Origin of the sequence: Pseudomonas sp. MS646, assembly GCF_036693845.1 — a bacterium.
GTDB classification, from domain to species: domain Bacteria; phylum Pseudomonadota; class Gammaproteobacteria; order Pseudomonadales; family Pseudomonadaceae; genus Aquipseudomonas; species Aquipseudomonas chlororaphis_E.
In genome coordinates, this window is record NZ_CP144763.1 from 2,477,807 (window position 1) to 2,496,113 (window position 18,307).

Genomic DNA, 18,307 nt, shown 5'->3' on the forward strand with positions numbered 1-18,307 from the left:
GAGCGTCGGTCTGGCGCCCCGCTGGGGTCAGGTGATGACCCCGCGGGCGCTGCGCCACTCACTGGCTTTGGGAGTTCGGTTTCGTCTTGAGCTTGCCCAGCAACTTGTCCAGGGATTTCTGGTTCAGCGCCTTGGCCAGCGGGAAGTCCGAAGGCATCAGTGCGCCGGCTTGCGGGTCGAGGCAGTGTTCGACCAGCGCTTGCAGGTGTTCGAGCAAGCGGGCGGGCAAGCGACTGTCGGTGTCCGGCGTGACGCTGTGCCATTCGACACGCAACACACCGTCCTCCAGCCAGGCCACCACTTCGCGGGCGTGAGTCACCCGGTTCGCCGGCGCCACGTCCGGCGGTGGTGTCAGGCCGCTGGCGCGTAACCAGCCTGCCGGTGCCTGTTCATGCCCAAGGTAGTTGAACAGCACATCGCCGTGACCGGCCGGCAGTTGACCGCGTTGGCGCAACAGGCCGTAGCCAAGCCCCTGGCCCGGTACCGCGCGCAGCGCCTCCTTGGCCTGGCGCACCTGCTCGCCACGGGCGCCGCTGGCGCTGACCCGCAGCGGGAACAGCGTGGTGAACCAACCGACGGTGCGGCCGACGTCAAGGCCGTCGAGGGGCGCATCGCGACCGTGGCGTTCGAGGTCCACGACGATGTCGCTGCGGCCGTCGGCCTCCGCCAGGGTGGCGGCCAGGGCGGCGATCAGCAGCTCTTCCGGTTGCGTGCGGTAGGCCGCCTGGGACTCGGTCAGCCATTGATGGGTGCGGGTCGCTTCCCAGCGGGCCGACAGGGTCTGGCGCTCGGCGACTGTCGCCAGCGGCGCCGGGTTCGTGCCGACCTGGGTGCTCCAGTAGCGCTGTTCGCCGGTGACCTTGGCGGCGTGGGCGTGCAGTTGCTCGGACCACTGCCGGTAGGCGGTGGTTTTCGCCGGCAACGTCGGCGTCTCGCCGCGTTCCAGGGCTGCGTACAGCTGTTGGAAGTCTTCCAGCAGCGGGGTCCAGGACACGGCATCCACCACCAGGTGATGCGCCACCAGGTACAGGCGTTGCGGCTCACCTTCCAGCAGCGCGGCGGCAAACAACGGGCCGTGTTGCAGGTCCAGACTTTGTGCGACCGCGGCCAGTTGATCGGCGTGAGTGCAGTAGGTCAGTTGTGCAGGCGCCACGGCGGCGATCTGCGCTTGCCATTGCACCTCGGCTTGCCCGGCGATCTGGCTGAAACGCAGGCGCAAGGCGTCGTGGTGCGCCACCAGCCGATCCAGTGCGGCCTGCACGAGGGCCGGTTCCAGGCGCCGGTCGCTGTCGGCCAGCACTGATTGGTTCCAGTGCGCGGGTTGCGGTTGCTGTTGGTCGAAGAACCACTGGTGCAACGGCATCAGCGGCATCGCGCCGGTGATCTCGCCCTGTTCGGCCTGGCTCAGCAGCGCGGTGGTCACTTGGGCCAGCGCCGCCGGGGTCGGCGAGCGGAACAGGTCGCGTGGGGTGAGCGAGTAGCCCTGCTCCCGCAGCCGGCTGATCAGTTTCAGGCCGAGAATCGAGTCACCGCCCAAGGCGAAGAAACTGTCTGTGGTGCCGACCTCACGGCCGCCGGTCAGGCTTTCCCCGAGCAGTTCGCCGAACAGTTGGCACAACAGGCTTTCCAGGGCGTTGCGCGGTGCGGCGTAGTCCTTTTGGGTTTGCGGCAACGGCAGGGCGGCGAGGGCCTTGCGGTCGATCTTGCCGTTGCTGTTGAGCGGCAGCGCCGGCACCTGGACCCACACCGCCGGCACCATGTAGGCCGGTAGCTCGGCGGCGAGCAGGCTGTCGAGGCCCGATTGCGCGGTGGCGCTGCTGTAGAACGCCACCAGGCGGTTGTCGATCACCAGGGTGCAGGCCGCGGTGATGGCCGGAAGGTTCAACAGCGCCGCGTCGATCTCACCCAGTTCGATACGCTGGCCACGCAGCTTGACCTGATGGTCGAGGCGCCCGAGGTATTCGACGTTGCCGTCGGCGAGGAAGCGGCAGCGGTCGCCGGTGCGGTACAGGCGATCACCGTCGATGAACGGGCTGGCCAGGAAACGCTCCTTGGTCAGGTCCGGGCGCTTGAGGTAACCGCGGGCCACGCCGACGCCACCGATGTACAGCTCGCCGATGCTGCCGATCGGCAACGGTTGCAGGGTTTCGTCGAGGATGTACAGGCGCAGGTTGGCGATGGGTTTGCCGATCGGCACGATCGTATCGTCCACCGAGCAACGCCACACCGAGACGTCGATGGCCGCTTCGGTCGGGCCGTAGAGGTTGACCAGCGCCGCCGGGTGTTGGCCCATGAAGCGGCGTACCAGGTCCACCGGCAACGCTTCGCCGCTGGCGAACACCTGGCGCAGGCTGTGGCAGTCGGCCAGGCTCGGTTCCTCGACGAAGGCGCGCAGCATCGACGGCACGAAGTGCAGCGTGGTGACCTGTTCCTGCTGGATCAACCGGCTGAGGTAGGCCGGGTCGCGATGGCCGTCCGGACGGGCGACCACCAGGGTCGCGCCGGTGATCAGCGGCCAGAAGAACTCCCACACCGAGACGTCGAAGCTGTACGGGGTTTTCTGCAATACGCGGTCGTTAGGGCCAATCGGGAAGGCGTCCTGCATCCAGTACAGGCGGTTCATCAGGGCGCCGTGTTCGTTCATCACGCCTTTCGGCTGGCCGGTGGAGCCGGAGGTGTAGAGCACGTAGGCCAGGTCGTTGGCCTGCACACTGATCGGTTCGAACGCAGGCGCCTCGGGCAGGGCGTCGAGGGTCCAGGCCGAATGCCCGGTCGGGAGTTTCGGCAGCCATTGGGCTTGGGTCAGGGTGACCTTGGCATCGGCGTCCTCGATCAGGAACGCCAGGCGCGCGGCGGGCAGGTCCGGGTCCAGCGGCAGCCAGGCGGCGCCGGCGTGGACGATGCCGAGCAGGGCGACGACCATGTCCACGGAACGCTCCATGCACACCGGCACGATGGTGTCGGCGCCGATGCCGGCTGCGCGCAGGGCACGGGCAACGGCTTGGGCGCGCAGGTCCAGTTCGACGTAGCTCAGGCGTTGGCCTTCGAACACCAGCGCCGGGGCGCTGGGGCTCAGGGCCGCTTGCTGGCTCAGGGCGGTGTGCAGGTCATGCGGGCCGCTGTAACGACGCTCGGTGGCGTTCCAGCGGTCCAGTTGCTGCTGGTCCTGCTGCTGCGGGAACAGCTCGATCAGCGTGCGTGTCGGCGCCGCCACCCATGCATCCAGCAGCGCACACCATTGCGCGCTCCAGCGTTGCATCGTCGCTTCGTCGAACAGCGCTGCCTGGTACTCCAGCGCCAGCGTCATGTCGCTGCCGTCGTCCTGGACTTCCCAGCTCTGCTCGAACTTGGCGTCGATCACTGGCAAGGCCTGCTCTTCGACGTTCAGCCCTGGCCACTGGCGGCTGTCCACCCGACCGTAGTTGAGGGAGAACAGCACCTGGAACAGCGGCGTGCGGTTCAGGTCGCGGTGTTGGGCGACCGCGCCAACCAGGGTGGCGAAGGGCAGGTCGGCGTGCGCTTGGGCCGCGCGCAGGTCGGCTTCGAGGTTGGCGAGCAACTGTTCGGCCGGGGCACGCGGATCGACTTCGCTGCGGATCACCAGGGTGTTGACCAGGCAGGCGAGCAGCGCCTGGGATTGCGCCTGTTCACGCTGGTCGGCCGGGGTGCCGAGACGAATCTCGCGCTGGCCGCTATAACGCGCCAGCAGTGCACTCAGGGCCGCGGCCAGGACCACGTACGGGGTCGTGCCGCGCTGGCGGGCGAACTGGCGGATCGCCTCGGCCCGCTGGGCGCCGAGGCTGACGATCAGTTGGCGGGCTCGTCGATCCGCTTCGGCGCCACGAGGATGGTCCACAGGCAGGTCGAGTTGATAGTCGTCCTGGCCCAGGTGGTTTTTCCAGTAGTCCAGGCTGGCATTGCGTCGGGCCTGGGTGTCCGGGTGTTGTTGCCACAGGGCGAAGTCGACGTAGTCGATGTCCAGCGGCGCCCAGGTCGGCGATTGCCCTTCGAGACCGGCAGCGTAGGCCTGGGTCAGTTCATCGATGAGCAATTGCATGGCCCAGCCGTCGGTGGCGCTGTGGTGCAGGCAGACCAGCAGGAGATTCTCGTCGCTGCCCTGGCGTTGCAGCAGGTGCGCCCGCCAAGGCGCGGCGCGGGCCAGGTCGAACGGGCGCATCAACTCGGCCTGGGCCGTGGCGCAGGCGCCGGCCCAGTCTTGGGTGGTGACGGACGTGACCGTGAGCGCCGGCCCATGGTCGTCGATCAGCAGTTGCGGCTCGCCTTCGACCTCGACAATGCGGCTGCGCAGCACCAGGTGACGTTGGCTGACCTGTTCGAACGCTTCGCCCAGGACGCTGACCTGAAGCGCGCCGCGCAAGGTCAGGGCGAACGGCATGTGGTACTCGCGCGAATCCGGCACCAGGCGGCTGAGCAGCCAGAAGCGTTTTTGCGCCAGGCCCAACGGCAGTACGTCCGGACGTGGCTGCGGCGTGATCGACTCGCCTGGCAATGCGGCGCGCAGGTGTTCGGCCAGGGCCGCCACCGTGGGCTGGGCGAACACCAGTGCCAGGGGCAAGGCTACCCCAAGGCGCTCACGTACCCGGCTGACCAGGCGCGTGGCCAGCAGGGAGTGGCCGCCGAGCTGGAAGAAGTGATCGTCGACACTGACGCAGTCGCACGCCAGCACTTCGCTGAACACTTCGCAGAGCACGGCTTCGGTGGCGTTGCGCGGTGCCGTGTGAGGGCGTTCGCGCTGGCTTTGCGGCAACGGCAGGGCGGCCAGGGCCTTGCGGTCGAGTTTGCCGTTGCTGTTGAGCGGCAGGCGTTCGAGCTGAACGAAGAGGCCGGGCAACATGTGCGCGGGCAGGCTGGCGCCCAAGGCGCTGCGCAAGGCGGCTTCATCCGCGTCACCGCACCAGAAGCTCACCAGGCGTTGGTCGAGCAGCACGGTCGCGGCATCGCGAACGCCGTCCTGGGCCAGCAGCACCGAGTCGATCTCACCCAGCTCGATACGCTGGCCACGCAGCTTGACCTGATGGTCGAGGCGCCCGAGGTATTCGACGTTGCCGTCGGCGAGGAAGCGGCAGCGGTCGCCGGTGCGGTACAGGCGATCACCGTCGATGAACGGGCTGGCCAGGAAACGCTCCTCGGTCAGGTCCGGGCGCTTGAGGTAACCACGGGCCACGCCGACGCCACCGATATACAGCTCGCCGATGCTGCCGATCGGCAACGGTTGCAGGGTTTCGTCGAGGATGTACAGGCGCAGGTTGGCAATGGGCTTGCCGATCGGCACGATCGTATCGTCCGCCGAGCAACGCCATACCGAGACGTCGATGGCCGCTTCGGTCGGGCCGTAGAGGTTGACCAGCGCCGCCGGGTGTTGGCCCATGAAACGCCGCACCAGGTCCACCGGCAACGCTTCGCCGCTGGCGAACACCTGGCGCAGGCTGTGGCAGTCGGCCAGGCTCGGCTCCTCGACAAAGGCGCGCAGCATCGACGGCACGAAGTGCAGCGTGGTGACCTGTTCCTGCTGGATCAACCGGCTGAGGTAGGCCGGGTCGCGATGGCCGTCCGGACGGGCGACCACCAGGGTCGCACCGGTGATCAGCGGCCAGAAAAACTCCCACACCGAGACGTCGAAGCTGTACGGGGTTTTCTGCAATACACGGTCGTTCGGGCCAATCGGGAAGGCGTCCTGCATCCAGTACAGGCGGTTCATCAGGGCGCCGTGTTCATTCATCACGCCTTTCGGCTGGCCGGTGGAGCCGGAGGTGTAGAGCACGTAGGCCAGGTCGTTGGCCTGCACGCTGATCGGTTCGAACGCAGGGGCCTCGGGCAGGGCGTCGAGGGTCCAGGCCGAATGCCCGGCCGGCAGTTTCGGCAGCCATTGGGCTTGGGTCAGGGTGACCTTGGCGTCGGCGTCCTCGATCAGGAACGCCAGGCGCGCGGCGGGCAGTTCCGGGTCCAGCGGCAGCCAGGCGGCGCCGGCGTGGACGATGCCGAGCAGGGCGACGACCATGTCCACGGAACGCTCCATGCACACCGGCACGATGGTGTCGGCGCCGATGCCGGCTGCGCGCAGAGCACGGGCAACGGCTTGGGCGCGCAGGTCCAGTTCGGCGTAGCTCAGGCGTTGGTCTTCGAACACCAGCGCCGGGGCGTTGGGGCTCAGGGCCGCTTGCTGGCTCAGGGCTGTGTGCAGGTCATGCGGGCCGCTGTAATGACGCTCGGTGGCGTTCCACTCGACCAGTTGCCGTTGGCGCTCGGCCGTTGGCAGTGGCGACCAGTCGCCAAGACGGGTGCGGGGGGCTTCGAGCAGGGTCTCAAGCAACTGCTGCCACTGTTCCAGCCAGCGCCGGGCAGTGGTTTCGCTGAACAGCGCGGTGCGGTACTCCAGCAACACCGACAGCACTTCACCGTCGTGCACTTCCCAGTTCAGGTCGAACTTGGTCGCCTGGGCGCTCACCGCCCGTTCGCTGACCTGCAGCGGCGACCACGACTGGCTCGACGCCTCGGCGTTCTGCATGGCGAACAGCACCTGGAACAACGGCGTCTGGCCGAGGCTGCGGGCCGGCTTGAGGTGTTCGACGACCTGTTCGAACGGCACGTCCTGATGCTGCTGGGCGTCCAGCACGGTGCCGCGGACCTGATTCAGCAGGCCTTCGAAATCCAGGTTCGGGTCGAGGTCGGCGCGCATCACCACGGTGTTGACGAAGCAACCGATCAGCGGTTGCAGCTCGGCGAACGGACGTTGGGCCACCGGGCTGCCGACCCGCACATCGCGCTGGTTGGCGTAGCGGCCCAGGAGCAGCTGCGCCGCCGCGAGCATCAGCATGTACAGCGTGGCGCCGCGTTGCTGGGCGAATTGCCGCAGGCGACCGACCAGGGCCGGTGGCAGTTGCCATTGCACGGCGCCGGCCGCTGGGGCGAGTTGGTCGGGACGACCGTGCTCGGTGGGCAGGTCCAGCAGGTAATCACCGTCCTCCAGCTGGTTGCGCCAGTAGTTCAGCTGGCTGCTGAACGCGGCCTGCTGAGCGGGCTCGCGTTGCCAGAGCGCGTAGTCGGGGTATTGCAGCGCCAGCTCCGGCAGTGTGGCGCGGGTGCCCTGGCCATGGGCGCTGTAGCAGCGGCCCAGCTCATCCAGCAGGTTCTGGCTGGAGGCATCGTCGGTGGCGCAGTGGTGCACGCTGAGCAGCAACAACGACTGGGCGCGGCCGCTGCGTTGTAGCAGCGTGGCGCGGATCGGCTGTTCGCTGGCGAGGTCGAAACGGCGCCCGGTCTCGGTGTGGACGGCGGCGTCGGTCAACTGCTGCCAGTAAGCGTCGTCGGTCGCGTCCAGGGCGCTGACGCCCAAGGTGAGGTTGGCCTGGGGGTCGATGACCAGTGCCAACTCGCCGTCGTCGGCGCGCACGATGCGGCTGCGCAGGATTTCGTGACGCTGGCCCACCTGTTCAAGGGCCGCTTGCAGGGCGCGTGTGTCGAGTTCGCCGTCCAGTTGCACGGCGCTGACCACGTTGTACTCGCCACCGCCGGCACTCAATTGTTCAAGGAACCACAGGCGCTGTTGTTCGAACGACAGCGGCAGGCGTGCCGGGCGAGGCGCCGGTTGGAATGTCGCGGCGGGTGCTTGCAACGGGTCGTCCAGCAGCGCGGCCAGGGCTTGGAGGGTCGGGTGCTCGAACACCGCGCGCAGCGGCGGCACCGTGGCGAACTGTTGGCGCAGGCGGGCAAACAGCGCCGCCGCCAGCAGCGAATGGCCGCCGAGGTAGAAGAAGTGGCTGTCGCGACCGATCTGGGCCGCCGGCACGTTGAGCAGTTCCGACCACAGCGCGGCGAGTTGCTGTTCGGCGGCGCTGCGGGGCGGATCGAGGGCGTCCGGGGCGGCCTGGATGTCCGGTGCCGGCAAGGCCTTGCGGTTGAGCTTGCCGTTGTCGGTCAGCGGCAGTTCATCCAGCAGCACGAACGCCGAAGGCACCATGTAGTCGGGCAGGGCGGCGCCGAGGGTCTTGCGCCAGGCATGGATGTCGGCCTGTTCGTCACAGGTGACGTAGGCCACCAGGCGCTTGTCGCCGGGCACGTCCTCGCGGGCCAGCACCACGGCCTGGCGCACGCCCGGCTGGGCGCCGATCAGGGTTTCGATTTCCCCCAGTTCGACGCGGAAGCCACGGATCTTGACCTGGTGATCCATGCGTCCCAGGTATTCGAGCTGGCCGTCGGGCAACCAGCGCACCAGGTCGCCGGACTTGTACATCCGGGCGCCTTCGACCGGCGAGAACGGGTCGTCGATGAACACCTTGGCGGTCTGCTCGGCGCGGTTGAGGTAGCCCAGGGTCACGCCGGCGCCGCCGATGTGCAGTTCGCCCGGTACGCCCACCGGCATCGGGTTGAGAAACCCATCGAGGACGTAGGTGCGCACGTTGGCAATCGGCCGGCCAATGATCGGGCGCTGGGGGAAATCATCGACCGCACAACCGGTGGCGTCCACGGTGCATTCGGTCGGGCCGTAGGTGTTGAAGAAGCGGCTGCCGGCAATCGATGGCAGGCGTTGCCACAGTTGCGCGTCCACCGCGTCGCCGCCGAACAGCACGAAGCGCGGCAGGTACACCTCGCCACGGCGCACGCCGTCGCTTTCGAGCAGGGCCTTGAGTTGGGCCGGAGTGCATTCGAAAGCGTCCAGGCGGGTTTCGGCGAAGAACTGCGCCAGCGCCTGTGGGTCGTAGCGCACGTCTTCCGGGGTCAGGTACAGGCTGTGGCCGTCGAGCAGCAGGATGAGCTCGGCCACCGAACTGTCGAAGGCGAACGAGTAGTTGAAGCTGGTGCGCATCGGCTGGTCGGTGTAGCGGCGATACAGGCCATGGATGCGCGCCCAGGCCAGGTTGACCACCGAGCCGTTGGTGACCAGGGTGCCCTTGGGCTTACCGGTCGAGCCAGAGGTGTACATGATGTAGGCCAGGTCGTTCGGCCCGGCGAGCGCCGGCAGGTTGTCGTCCGGCAGGTCGGCCAAGTGTGCCGCGTCGCTGTCCAGGCGCAGGCGGGGCAGGTCGGCGCCCAACTGCTCCAACAGCCCTTGTTGGCCGAGGAACAGCGCCGGTTGCGCGTCTTCGAGCATGTACGCCAGGCGATCCACCGGGTAGGTCGGGTCCAGCGGCACGTAGGCGCCGCCGGCCTTGAGGATGCCCAGCAGGCCGACCAACAGGTCCAACGAGCGCTCGACACACAGCGCCACCGGACGATTGGCGACCACGCCACGGCTGCGCAGGTAATGGGCCAACTGGTTGGCTCGACGGTTCAGCTCGTCGTAGCTCAGGCGGCGGCCCTCGAAGCACAGTGCATCGCGCTCCGGGGTCCGCTCGGCCTGTTGTTCGAACAGTTGGGCGAAGGTCAGGTGGCTGGGCACCTGCATCTCGGTCCGGTTCCACTCCACCACGGTGCGTTGCCATTCCGCGTCCATCAGCAGCGGCAGGGCCGCCACCGGACGTTGCGGCTCGGCGAGCATGTGTTCGAGCAGGTGCTCCAGGCGGGCGAGGGTCTGGCGGGCGCTGTCGGCGGTGAACAGGTCGAGGGCGAACATCAGCTCCAGCTGGATCGGCGCATTGGCCGGGCACAGCACGTGCAAGTCCAGGTCGCATTCCGAGTGCCGCAGCGGCGTGTCCAGCGCTTCGAATTCCAGCCCGGGGAAGCGCAGCCGCGATTCCATGGCCAACTGTTGCGCCACCATCACCTGGTACAACGGCGCGTGGCTGAGGCTGCGGGGCAGTTGCAGGCTGTCCACCAGTTGCTCGAAAGGCAGGTCCTGGTGTTGCAGGCCACTGCGCAGGCGTTCGGCCACTTGTTTGACCAGGGCGGTGAAGTCTGCCTGGGGGGTAAAGTCGGCCCGGATCGCCAGGTTGTTCAGCAGGATGCCGAGCAGGCCTTCGGTGCCCGGTTGCTCGCGATGGGTCACCGGGGTGCCGACCAGCACCGTGGCATCGCCGCTCAGGCGGTGCATCAGCACGGCGAAACCGGCGAACAGCACCGTGAACGGCGTGGTGCCGAGACGGCTGGCAAAGGCTTGCACTCGGCCACTGAGGTCGGTGCTCAGTTCACGCTGGACGATCCCGGCGCGGTAGCTTTGCACCGACGGCCGTGGATGGTCGGTCGGCAGCGCCAGCAACGGGCTGCCTTCGCTGTCGCGCCGATCCAGGGTGGTGGTCCAGTAGTCGAGCTGGCGCTTGAGTTCGGTGCCTTGCAGGTGTTCGCGCTGCCAGAGGGCGAAGTCGGCGTATTGCAGCGCCAGGTCTGGCAGTTGGGCGGCGGCGCCGTTGCAGCGGGCTTCATAACCCAGGGCCAGTTCGCGCAGGGCGATGGTGGCCGACCAGGCGTCCGACACCAGGTGGTGCAGGGCGATGCCCAGCACGTGTTCCTGCGGCGCCAGGCGTAGCAGGCGTGCGCGCAGCAGCGGCGGGGTGGCCAGGTCGAACGGCTGCTCGAAGGTGTTTTGCAGGGCCGTGAACTGCGCGCCCTCGCGGGCCGTGGTGGAAAGTCCGGAAAGGTCGTCGAAGGGCAGGGCGATGGTCAGCGACGGGCTGATGCATTGGCTCGGCACGCCGTCGCGGCTGTCGATGCCGGTGCGCAGGATTTCATGGCGCGCCAGCAGGTCATTCAGGCTGGCGTGCAGGGCCTCGACATTGAGGTCGCCCTTGAGGTGCAGGGCGAACGGGATGTTGAACAGCGTCGTGCCCGGGGTCAGTTGCTCGATGAACCACAGGCGTTGTTGCGAGAACGACAGCGGCAGCAAGGCCGGGCGCGGTCGGGCGGTCGGCGCCGCGAGGGCGGTGGCCTGCGGTGCGGCGGCGTCGGCCTGGCGTGCGGCGATGGCGTCGGCCAGCAGGGCCACGGTCGGTTGTTCGAAGAGCGTGCGCAGCGGCAGCTCCAGTTTGAAGTGGCTGCGCAGCCGCGCGACGATCTGGGTCGCCAGCAGCGAGTGGCCGCCGAGGGTGAAGAAGTTGTCCTCCACGCCAATGCTGTCGCGCCCCAGGACCTCGGCCCAGATGGCGGCCACGGCGCTTTCCAGCGCGTTGCGCGGGGCGATGCTTTGCCGGGTGTCGACCTGCCAGTCCAGCTCCCGGGCGGCCAGGGCCTTGCGGTCGACCTTGCCGTTGTTGTTCAGCGGCAGGCGTTCCAGGCAGACGAACGCCGCCGGCACCATGTACGGCGGCAACTGCGCCCGCAGGTGGTCGCTCAGCCCATCGCTGCCCAGGGTGTCGTCATGGGCCGACCAGTACGCCACCAGCCAGGCTTCGCCCGCGGTGTTTTCCCGCAGCAGCACGGCGGCTTCGCGCACGTTGGCATGCTGGGCGAGGCGGTGTTCGATCTCGGTCAGTTCGATCCGGTGGCCGCGCAGTTTCACCTGCTGGTCGCGCCGGCCGAGGTATTCGATCACCCCGTCGGCACGCCAGCGTCCCAGGTCACCGGTGCGGTACACGCGAGCGTCGAGTGACGGGTGGTCGATGAAGGCATCGGCGGTGCGCTTAGGGTCGTGCAGGTAGCCGCGGCCGACACCGACGCCACCGACGCAGATCTCCCCGGCCACGCCGACCGGCACCGGGCGCAGGCTTTCGTCCAGCACATACAGGCGGTTGTTGGCGGTCGGCTGGCCGATGGGCATGTGGCTGACGTTGGCATCGGGTGCGGCAAAGATCGGCTGGAACGCCACGTCGTCGGCGCACTCGGCCGGCCCGTAGGCGTTCATCAGGGCAATGTCGGGGAAGCGCGCGAACCAGTCCCGGGCCACGGTGGGCGGCAGGGCTTCACCGGTGGGCAGGACCCAGCGCAGGTCGGGCAGTTGCAGGTCGCACGGGCACAGGGCGAGCAAGGTGCGCATCAGGCTCGGGACGATTTCCAGCACGCTCAGGCGCTCGCTGGCGAGCACGTGCAGCAGGCGCTGCGGGTCGTGGGCGATTTCGTCCGCAAGGATGTGCACGGTGGCACCGAGCACCGGGGCGGCGAGGAACTGCCACACCGAAATGTCGAACGCCACCGAGGCGGTCTGGGGAATCCGGTCCTCGGCATCCAGCCCCAGGGCCGGGACCTTGCCGAAGATGTTGTTGAGCATGCCGCGCTGTTCGATCATCACGCCCTTTGGCGTACCGGTCGAACCCGAGGTGAACAGCACGTAGGCCAGGCTCTGCGGACGACCGAGCAGGGGCAGCGGCGCGTCGTTGCCGGATTTCCAGCAGGCTTCGGCGAACAACGCCGCAGGGGGTTGGTCGAGGCCACTGAGCAAGGGCTCGAGCAAGCCGCCGGCCGCTTCGCTGACCACCAGCAACGGCGCGCGGGCCAGGCCGAGGATTTCCCGCAGGCGCTCGGGCGGGTGGTTGACTTCCAACGGCAGCATGGCGGCGCCGGCCTTGAACACGGCGATCATCATGGTCAGGAGTGCCAGGCCACGGGGAGCGACCAGGGCGACCAGTTGATCTTCTCCGGCACCAGCGTCGCGCAAGGCGTGGGCCAGGCGGGTGGAGCGCCGGTCCAGCTCGGCATAGGTCAGCGACTCGTCGTCACAGCGCGCGACGACCTGATCACCGCGCTGGGCGACCTGGGCGGCGAACAACTGGGCGTAGCTCTGGTCGAGGGGGAAGTCGTGTGGGTTGACCGCCCAATCGCCCAGCAATTGCTGGCGTTCTTCGACGGCCAGCAGTTCAAAGCTGCCCAGGGGCGCGTCCGGTGCCGCCAGCATGCCTTCGACCAGGCTGGCGATATGCCCGAGCAGGCGTTGCACGGTAGACGCTTCGAAGCGTTCGCGGTCATAGGACACGCGGATGCCCAGTTGCTCGCCGGGCAGGATCACCACGGTCAGGCCGTAGTGGGTGTGCACGCTGTGGTCCATGCCTTCAAGGCTGAACTGGAAGCCGCCCTCGAGGATTTGCTCGTCGATGGGCGCGTTTTCAAACACCAGGATGCTGTCGAACAGGGTTTCGCCGCGAGGGAAATCGCTCCAGCCCTGGATGTCGGTCAACGGCGTGTGCTCGAAGTCGCGCATGTCGACGTTGAGCCCCTGCAGGGCACCCAGCCAATCGCCAAGGGTAGCGTTCGGGTCAACCGAGACCCGCAGCGGCAGGGTGTTGATGAACAGGCCGATCATTTCCGCCACGCCGGTCAGGTCCGCCGGACGGCCGGCTACGGTGACGCCGAAGACCACGTCCTGCTGCCCGCTGTAGCGCGACAGCAGCAACGACCAGACGCCCTGGAAGAAGGTGTTCGGGGTGATCCGGCGGCTGCGGCAGAACGCGGCCAGCGCCTGGGTCTGCGTGGCGCTGAGGTGAATCAGTTGATCGTCTACCAGCACCGCGTCGGTGTAGCGGTCGCGGGCCACGCCGTTGTCCACGGTCAATGGCGTGGGCGCATTGAGGCCTTGCAGTTGGCCACGCCAGAACTGTTCGGCCTTGCTCGCGTCCTGGCGTTGCAGCCACTGGATGTAGTCGCGAAACGGCCGTGGGCTTTTCAGTTCAGGAGTGCGGTCGTTGCACAGCGCTTCGTAGACCTTGAGGAAGTCCACCGTCACCAGGGAAATGCACCAGGCGTCCATCAGGATGTGGTGGAAGCTGCGAATGAATTCGTACGACTCGTCGGCCAGGCGCACCAGGCGGAAGCGAATCAGCGGCGGCTTCGACAGGTTGAAGCCGACTTTCTGCTCGTCTTCGAGCAGGGTGCGGATGCGCGCCTCCTGTTCGTGAGGGGCGAGGCCGCGCAGGTCGAGGGTATCCAGGGGCACCTTGACCTCGCGGTGGATCACCTGCACCGGTTGCTTCTGGCTTTTCCATTGGAAACTGGCGCGCAGGGACGGGTGCAGCGCCACCACCTGGCGCCACGACTCGAGGAACAGCGCTTCGTCGATGGCCCCGCCGATGCGGTAGCGATCCTGCATCAGATAGACACCGGAGTCTTCGTGGAGCAGGGAATGGAACAACATCCCCTGTTGCAGCGGCGACAGCGGGTAGATGTCTTCGATCGGGTTGCCGGTGGTCTTTGCGGTGGTCATTGAAAGCGTCCTGCGTAAAAAGGGGCGACGGTGATGGCCTGGCGACGGGTGAAACCGCTCACAGGTCGGCCTCGTTCAGTTCAGCCATCAGCGCTTGCATTTCGTCATCGGACAGGCCCGAGGCGCTGAACTCGGTGCTCTGGGCGAGCGGTTCGGCGGCGGACTCGGCCAGCGGTTGCGCGACTTCGGCCATGGCGGCGATGGTCTGGCGCTCGAAGACCTGCTTGGCCGAGAGCGCGATGCCTTGCTCGTGGGCCTGGGCCACCACTTGCAGGCTCAGGATCGAGTCGCCGCCAATGGCGAAGAAGTTGTCGGTGACACTGACCGACGCCAGTTTCAGCACCTTGGCAACGATGGCTTGCAAGGCGGTTTCCATGGCGTTGCGCGGCGCCACATGAGTGCTTTCGTCGAACTGATCCGGGTCGGGCAGTTGCCGGGCGTCGAGCTTGCCGTTGGGGGTGCGCGGAAAGGTCGCCAGGGTCAGCACCCGGGCCGGCACCATGTACGAGGGCAGGCGTTCGCCCAGGAAACGCTTGAGCGCTTCGGAGTCCGGTGCATAGCCGTGGGCGGCGAGGATGTAGGCCAGCAGGCGCTTGCCGGCGGCGTGTTCCTGCACGATCACCGCGGCTTCGCGCACGTCGCTGTGGAGGCACAGCTGGCGTTCGATTTCACCCAGTTCGATGCGGTAACCGCGGACTTTCACCTGGTGGTCCTTGCGCCCGAGGAACGCCAGGCGCCCGTCCGCCAGCCAACAGGCCAGGTCGCCCGTGCGGTAGGCGCGGGTGCCGTCGGCCAGGGTGACGAAAGCCTTGGCGGTTTCGTCGGGTTTGTTGCGGTAGCCGCGGGCCAGGGTCGGGCCGGCGAGGACGATTTCGCCCGGTTCGCCGATGCCGCAGGCCTGGTCGAATTCGTTCAGCAGGCGCAGGTCCATGCCGGCGATGGGGCGACCGATGCTGACGCTGCGGTTGGGTTCCAGCACGTCGTAGCTGGCCCAGACCGTGGCTTCGGTGGGGCCGTATTCGTTCACCAGGCGCGCCTGGGGCAGGGCCTTGTGGTGCTGGCTGACCAGCGTCGGCGGGCAGGCCTCGCCGGCGACGATCCAGCATTGCAGGCTTTCGCTGCCACCGGCCCGTTGCAACTGCTCCAGCAACGCCTGGTAGAGCGACGGCAGCGACAGGCCGTGACTGACGTGATGCTGGGTTACCAGTTGCGCCAGGCGCGCCATCTCCAGTTCTTCCCCTGGCGCCGGCAGCACCAGTCGCCCGCCTTGGGCCAGGGTCCAGAAAATCCCCGCGACCGAGCTGTCGAAGGCAAACGATGACAGCAGCAGGTAGGCGCGCACTGGCGTTTCATAGGCGGCCATGCGCACCTGGGTCGAGAAACTCAGCGCGCCGTGGCTGATTTCCACGGCCTTCGGAGCGCCGGTGGAACCGGAGGTGTAGATCAGGTAAGCGAGGGCGTCCGGGTCCGGTTGGGGCAGGGGCGGCAGGTCGGCGTGGCCTTGCTCTTGCAAGTCATCGAGGACGAAGCGTTGCAGGCTGGCCGGCACGCTGTCGGCCAGGTCGGCGCTGACGACGATGTGGGCGATGGCGCTGTCGGCGAGCATGTAGGCACGGCGTTCGGCCGGGTACGTCGGGTCGATCGGCACGTAGGCGCCACCGGCCTTCAACACCGCCAGCATGGCGACGATGGCGGCGTTGCCACGGGGGAACAGGATGCCCACCGGCACGTCGCGACCGATGCCGGCAGCCACCAGTTGATGGGCCAGGCGCGTGGCGCAGGCATCGAGGCGGGCGTAGCTGAGGTCGCCGGCCTGGTCGCTGAGGGCGATGGCGTCCGGTTGCTGGCGAACCTGGCGGGCGATGAGTTCAACCAGCGTCACGGGTTCGATCACCGGCAGGTGGGCGCCGGTATCCAGCAGTTGCGATTGCAGTGGGCCGCCCAAGGGCAATTGCGCCCAGGCTCGCTGCGGTTCGGCCAGGGCGCCCAGCAGCAGTTGCAGCCACTGCTCGCCGAGGCAGCGCACGGCTTCGGCGCTCAGCACGTGGCGATCGTACGTCAGGTCTGCCAACAGTTGGCCGGGCAACTGGCGCACGTTCAGACAGGCCTTGAGCGGGTTCATCCGCGCGTCGGCGTAGCGTTCCCGGGCGTCGCCCGAGCGCCATGCGAAGGCGTAGCCGGTGCTGAAGCCCTCGGTGTAATAGTCTTGCCAGCCGGTGCCGTGCTCGACGCTGGCGCGTACCTGCTGGCTCTGCTGGGCCAGGGTGGCCTGGGCATCCAGGTCGATGTTCAGGGGCAGGCCCTGTTCGAACAGGCCGAGGGCGCTTTCCAGCTCGACGCCACGGCTTTCATGGATCAGCGTGACCGGGACCTGTTGCTGGCCCGCCAACCGGCCGAGCACCGCTGCCCAGGCCGCCAATAGCAGGTCTGCGTTCAGGCTCGGGTGACGGCTGAGGTCGTCCGGCAGCGCCAGCGTGTGCCGTGCTGGGGCAAAACCGCTGCCGCAGGGCGCCTCAAGGGACAGCTGCAAGGTGGGCTGCTCGGTCTGGCCCAGGGTTTTCCAGAAGCGCGTGCCCGGGTGGTCCGGTTCGTCTTCAACCAGGCTCCAGCGCCATTCGGCGTAGTCGGCGTACTGCAGGGTCTCGGACAGGTCCGGTGGGGTGTCCTGCAACAGCATGTTCGCCAGCAACCTGAGGCTGGCGAGGTCGAAATGGCTGCTGGCGCCGGCCAGGTCCAGCACGGCGCGGTCATCGGACAGTTGCACCACGGTCACGGCCAGCGGCGTGGTCCAGTCCCGCGGCTGCGATGCCAGGCGCGCCAGTTCGGCCTCCTGTTCGGCGACAGGACGTTGGCGCAGGTCCACCGACGTCACCGCCAGCGAGCCGCTGTCGTCGATCACTTGCACCGGGTGGCGCAGGCCGGGCACCGGCATCAGGCGCGTGCGCAGGATCTCGCAGTCGGCCAGCAGCGTGCGCAGGCGGTTGTCCAGCGCGTCGACGTCCGTCGGGCCGGACAGCGTCCATTGCAGGTGACAGCCGTAAGGGTGCGCGGCGACGCCATTGAGGTGTGGGTAGAGGGCTGCCTGTTGCGGCGAGATACGAAAACCTTGAAGTCCGCTCATGTTCAACTCGTCTGGAAAGGGGGCTTGGATCGGGGTGACACCGCGCCCGCCGGGGCTCGCTGACCGAGAGTCGAGCGAGCCGCTGGCAAGCGGTGGGTGGACCCGTTGGAAGTCAAACGGCGACGTCGCTCGACAGCAGGGCTTCGGCCATGCCGGTCATGATTGCGCGCTTGCCGGTAAAGGGTTCGCGACCGTGCACCGCGAGCATGTTGTCGATGAACAACACGTCGCCCGGCTGCCAGCTGAATCGCACCAGCGAGTCGAGGTAGGCCGCTCGCAGCGACTCCAGTACCTGCGGCTCGATCGGTTCGCCGTCGCCGTAGAAGGTGTTGGTGGGCAGGTCCAGGTCGCTGAAGTTGCTTTGCAGCGAATCCCGGATGCGCGGTGGCAAGGTGCTGATGTGAAAGAAGGTCGCGTGGTTGAACCAGACTTCTTCGCCGGTGCGCGGATGACGCACCACGGCCGGCCCGCGCTGACGGGTGCGCAGGCGATTGTTGTCCTTCCATTCCACTTCGATGCCGACGCTGGCGCAGTAGGTTTCCACTTCGCTGCGATCTTCGGACTGGAACACGCTCTGCCAGGGCAGGCCGAAACCGTCGCCATAGTTGCGCACGTACAACACGCCTTTTTCCCGGAAGCGTGCTTCGATTTCCGGGCTGATGCGGGCCTTGACCGCGCGGGTCGAGCCGATCGGCGTTTCGCCACCGGTCTCGGAAGCGAGCTGACAGTAGAAGAACAATCGCAGCGGGAAGCGTGGCGAATAGGAGTGTTCGTTGTGGGGGAAAATCATCTGGTCGGCCGGGTAGTCGGTCGAGGTATAGATGTTGCCGCCGACCCGGGTTCGGGGCGAGGCGCGGAACATGTATTCGAGGGCGCCAGGGGAGAGCGCGGCGATCACCTGGTCGAACTGCTCGACCGACGCCACGTTGAACCCGCGAAACAACAAGGCGCCGTATTGCAGCAGTTTTTGCTCCAGAGACTCGCGTTCGCGGGCGGCCCAGGCGACCAGGTCAACGCCGCTGACCGCCGGTTCGATCACCAGCGGCAGGGCGTGTTCGGGGCTGAGCAGGCGCTCGGTGACCAGTCGCTGTTCCGAGACGTTCATGGCTTTGCGACGCACGGCGCCTAGGGCGCGGGGCGATGGGGGCACGATAGACATAACGGCA

General features: G+C 67.6%; 3 protein-coding genes. All 3 read right to left on the bottom strand.

Going from position 1 to position 18,307, the window contains the following annotated elements; all coding sequences use genetic code 11:
• Positions 1-58: 58 nt before the first annotated feature.
• The gene (locus V3H56_RS11055; protein WP_338474603.1) at positions 59-14,020 is read right to left on the bottom strand and encodes a non-ribosomal peptide synthase/polyketide synthase; all 13,962 of its coding nucleotides are present in this window, start codon (positions 14,018-14,020) and stop codon (positions 59-61) included.
• Between the two features lie 58 nt (positions 14,021-14,078).
• On the bottom strand, positions 14,079-17,141 hold the full coding sequence (locus tag V3H56_RS11060) for an amino acid adenylation domain-containing protein (RefSeq protein ID WP_338474604.1): 3,063 nt from the start codon (positions 17,139-17,141) through the stop codon (positions 14,079-14,081).
• A gap of 112 nt (positions 17,142-17,253) precedes the next feature.
• Positions 17,254-18,300 carry a TauD/TfdA family dioxygenase gene (locus V3H56_RS11065; protein WP_042731828.1) on the bottom strand — a complete coding sequence of 349 codons (1,047 nt, stop codon included), beginning with the start codon at positions 18,298-18,300 and terminating at the stop codon, positions 17,254-17,256.
• Between the last annotated feature and the right edge of the window lie 7 nt (positions 18,301-18,307).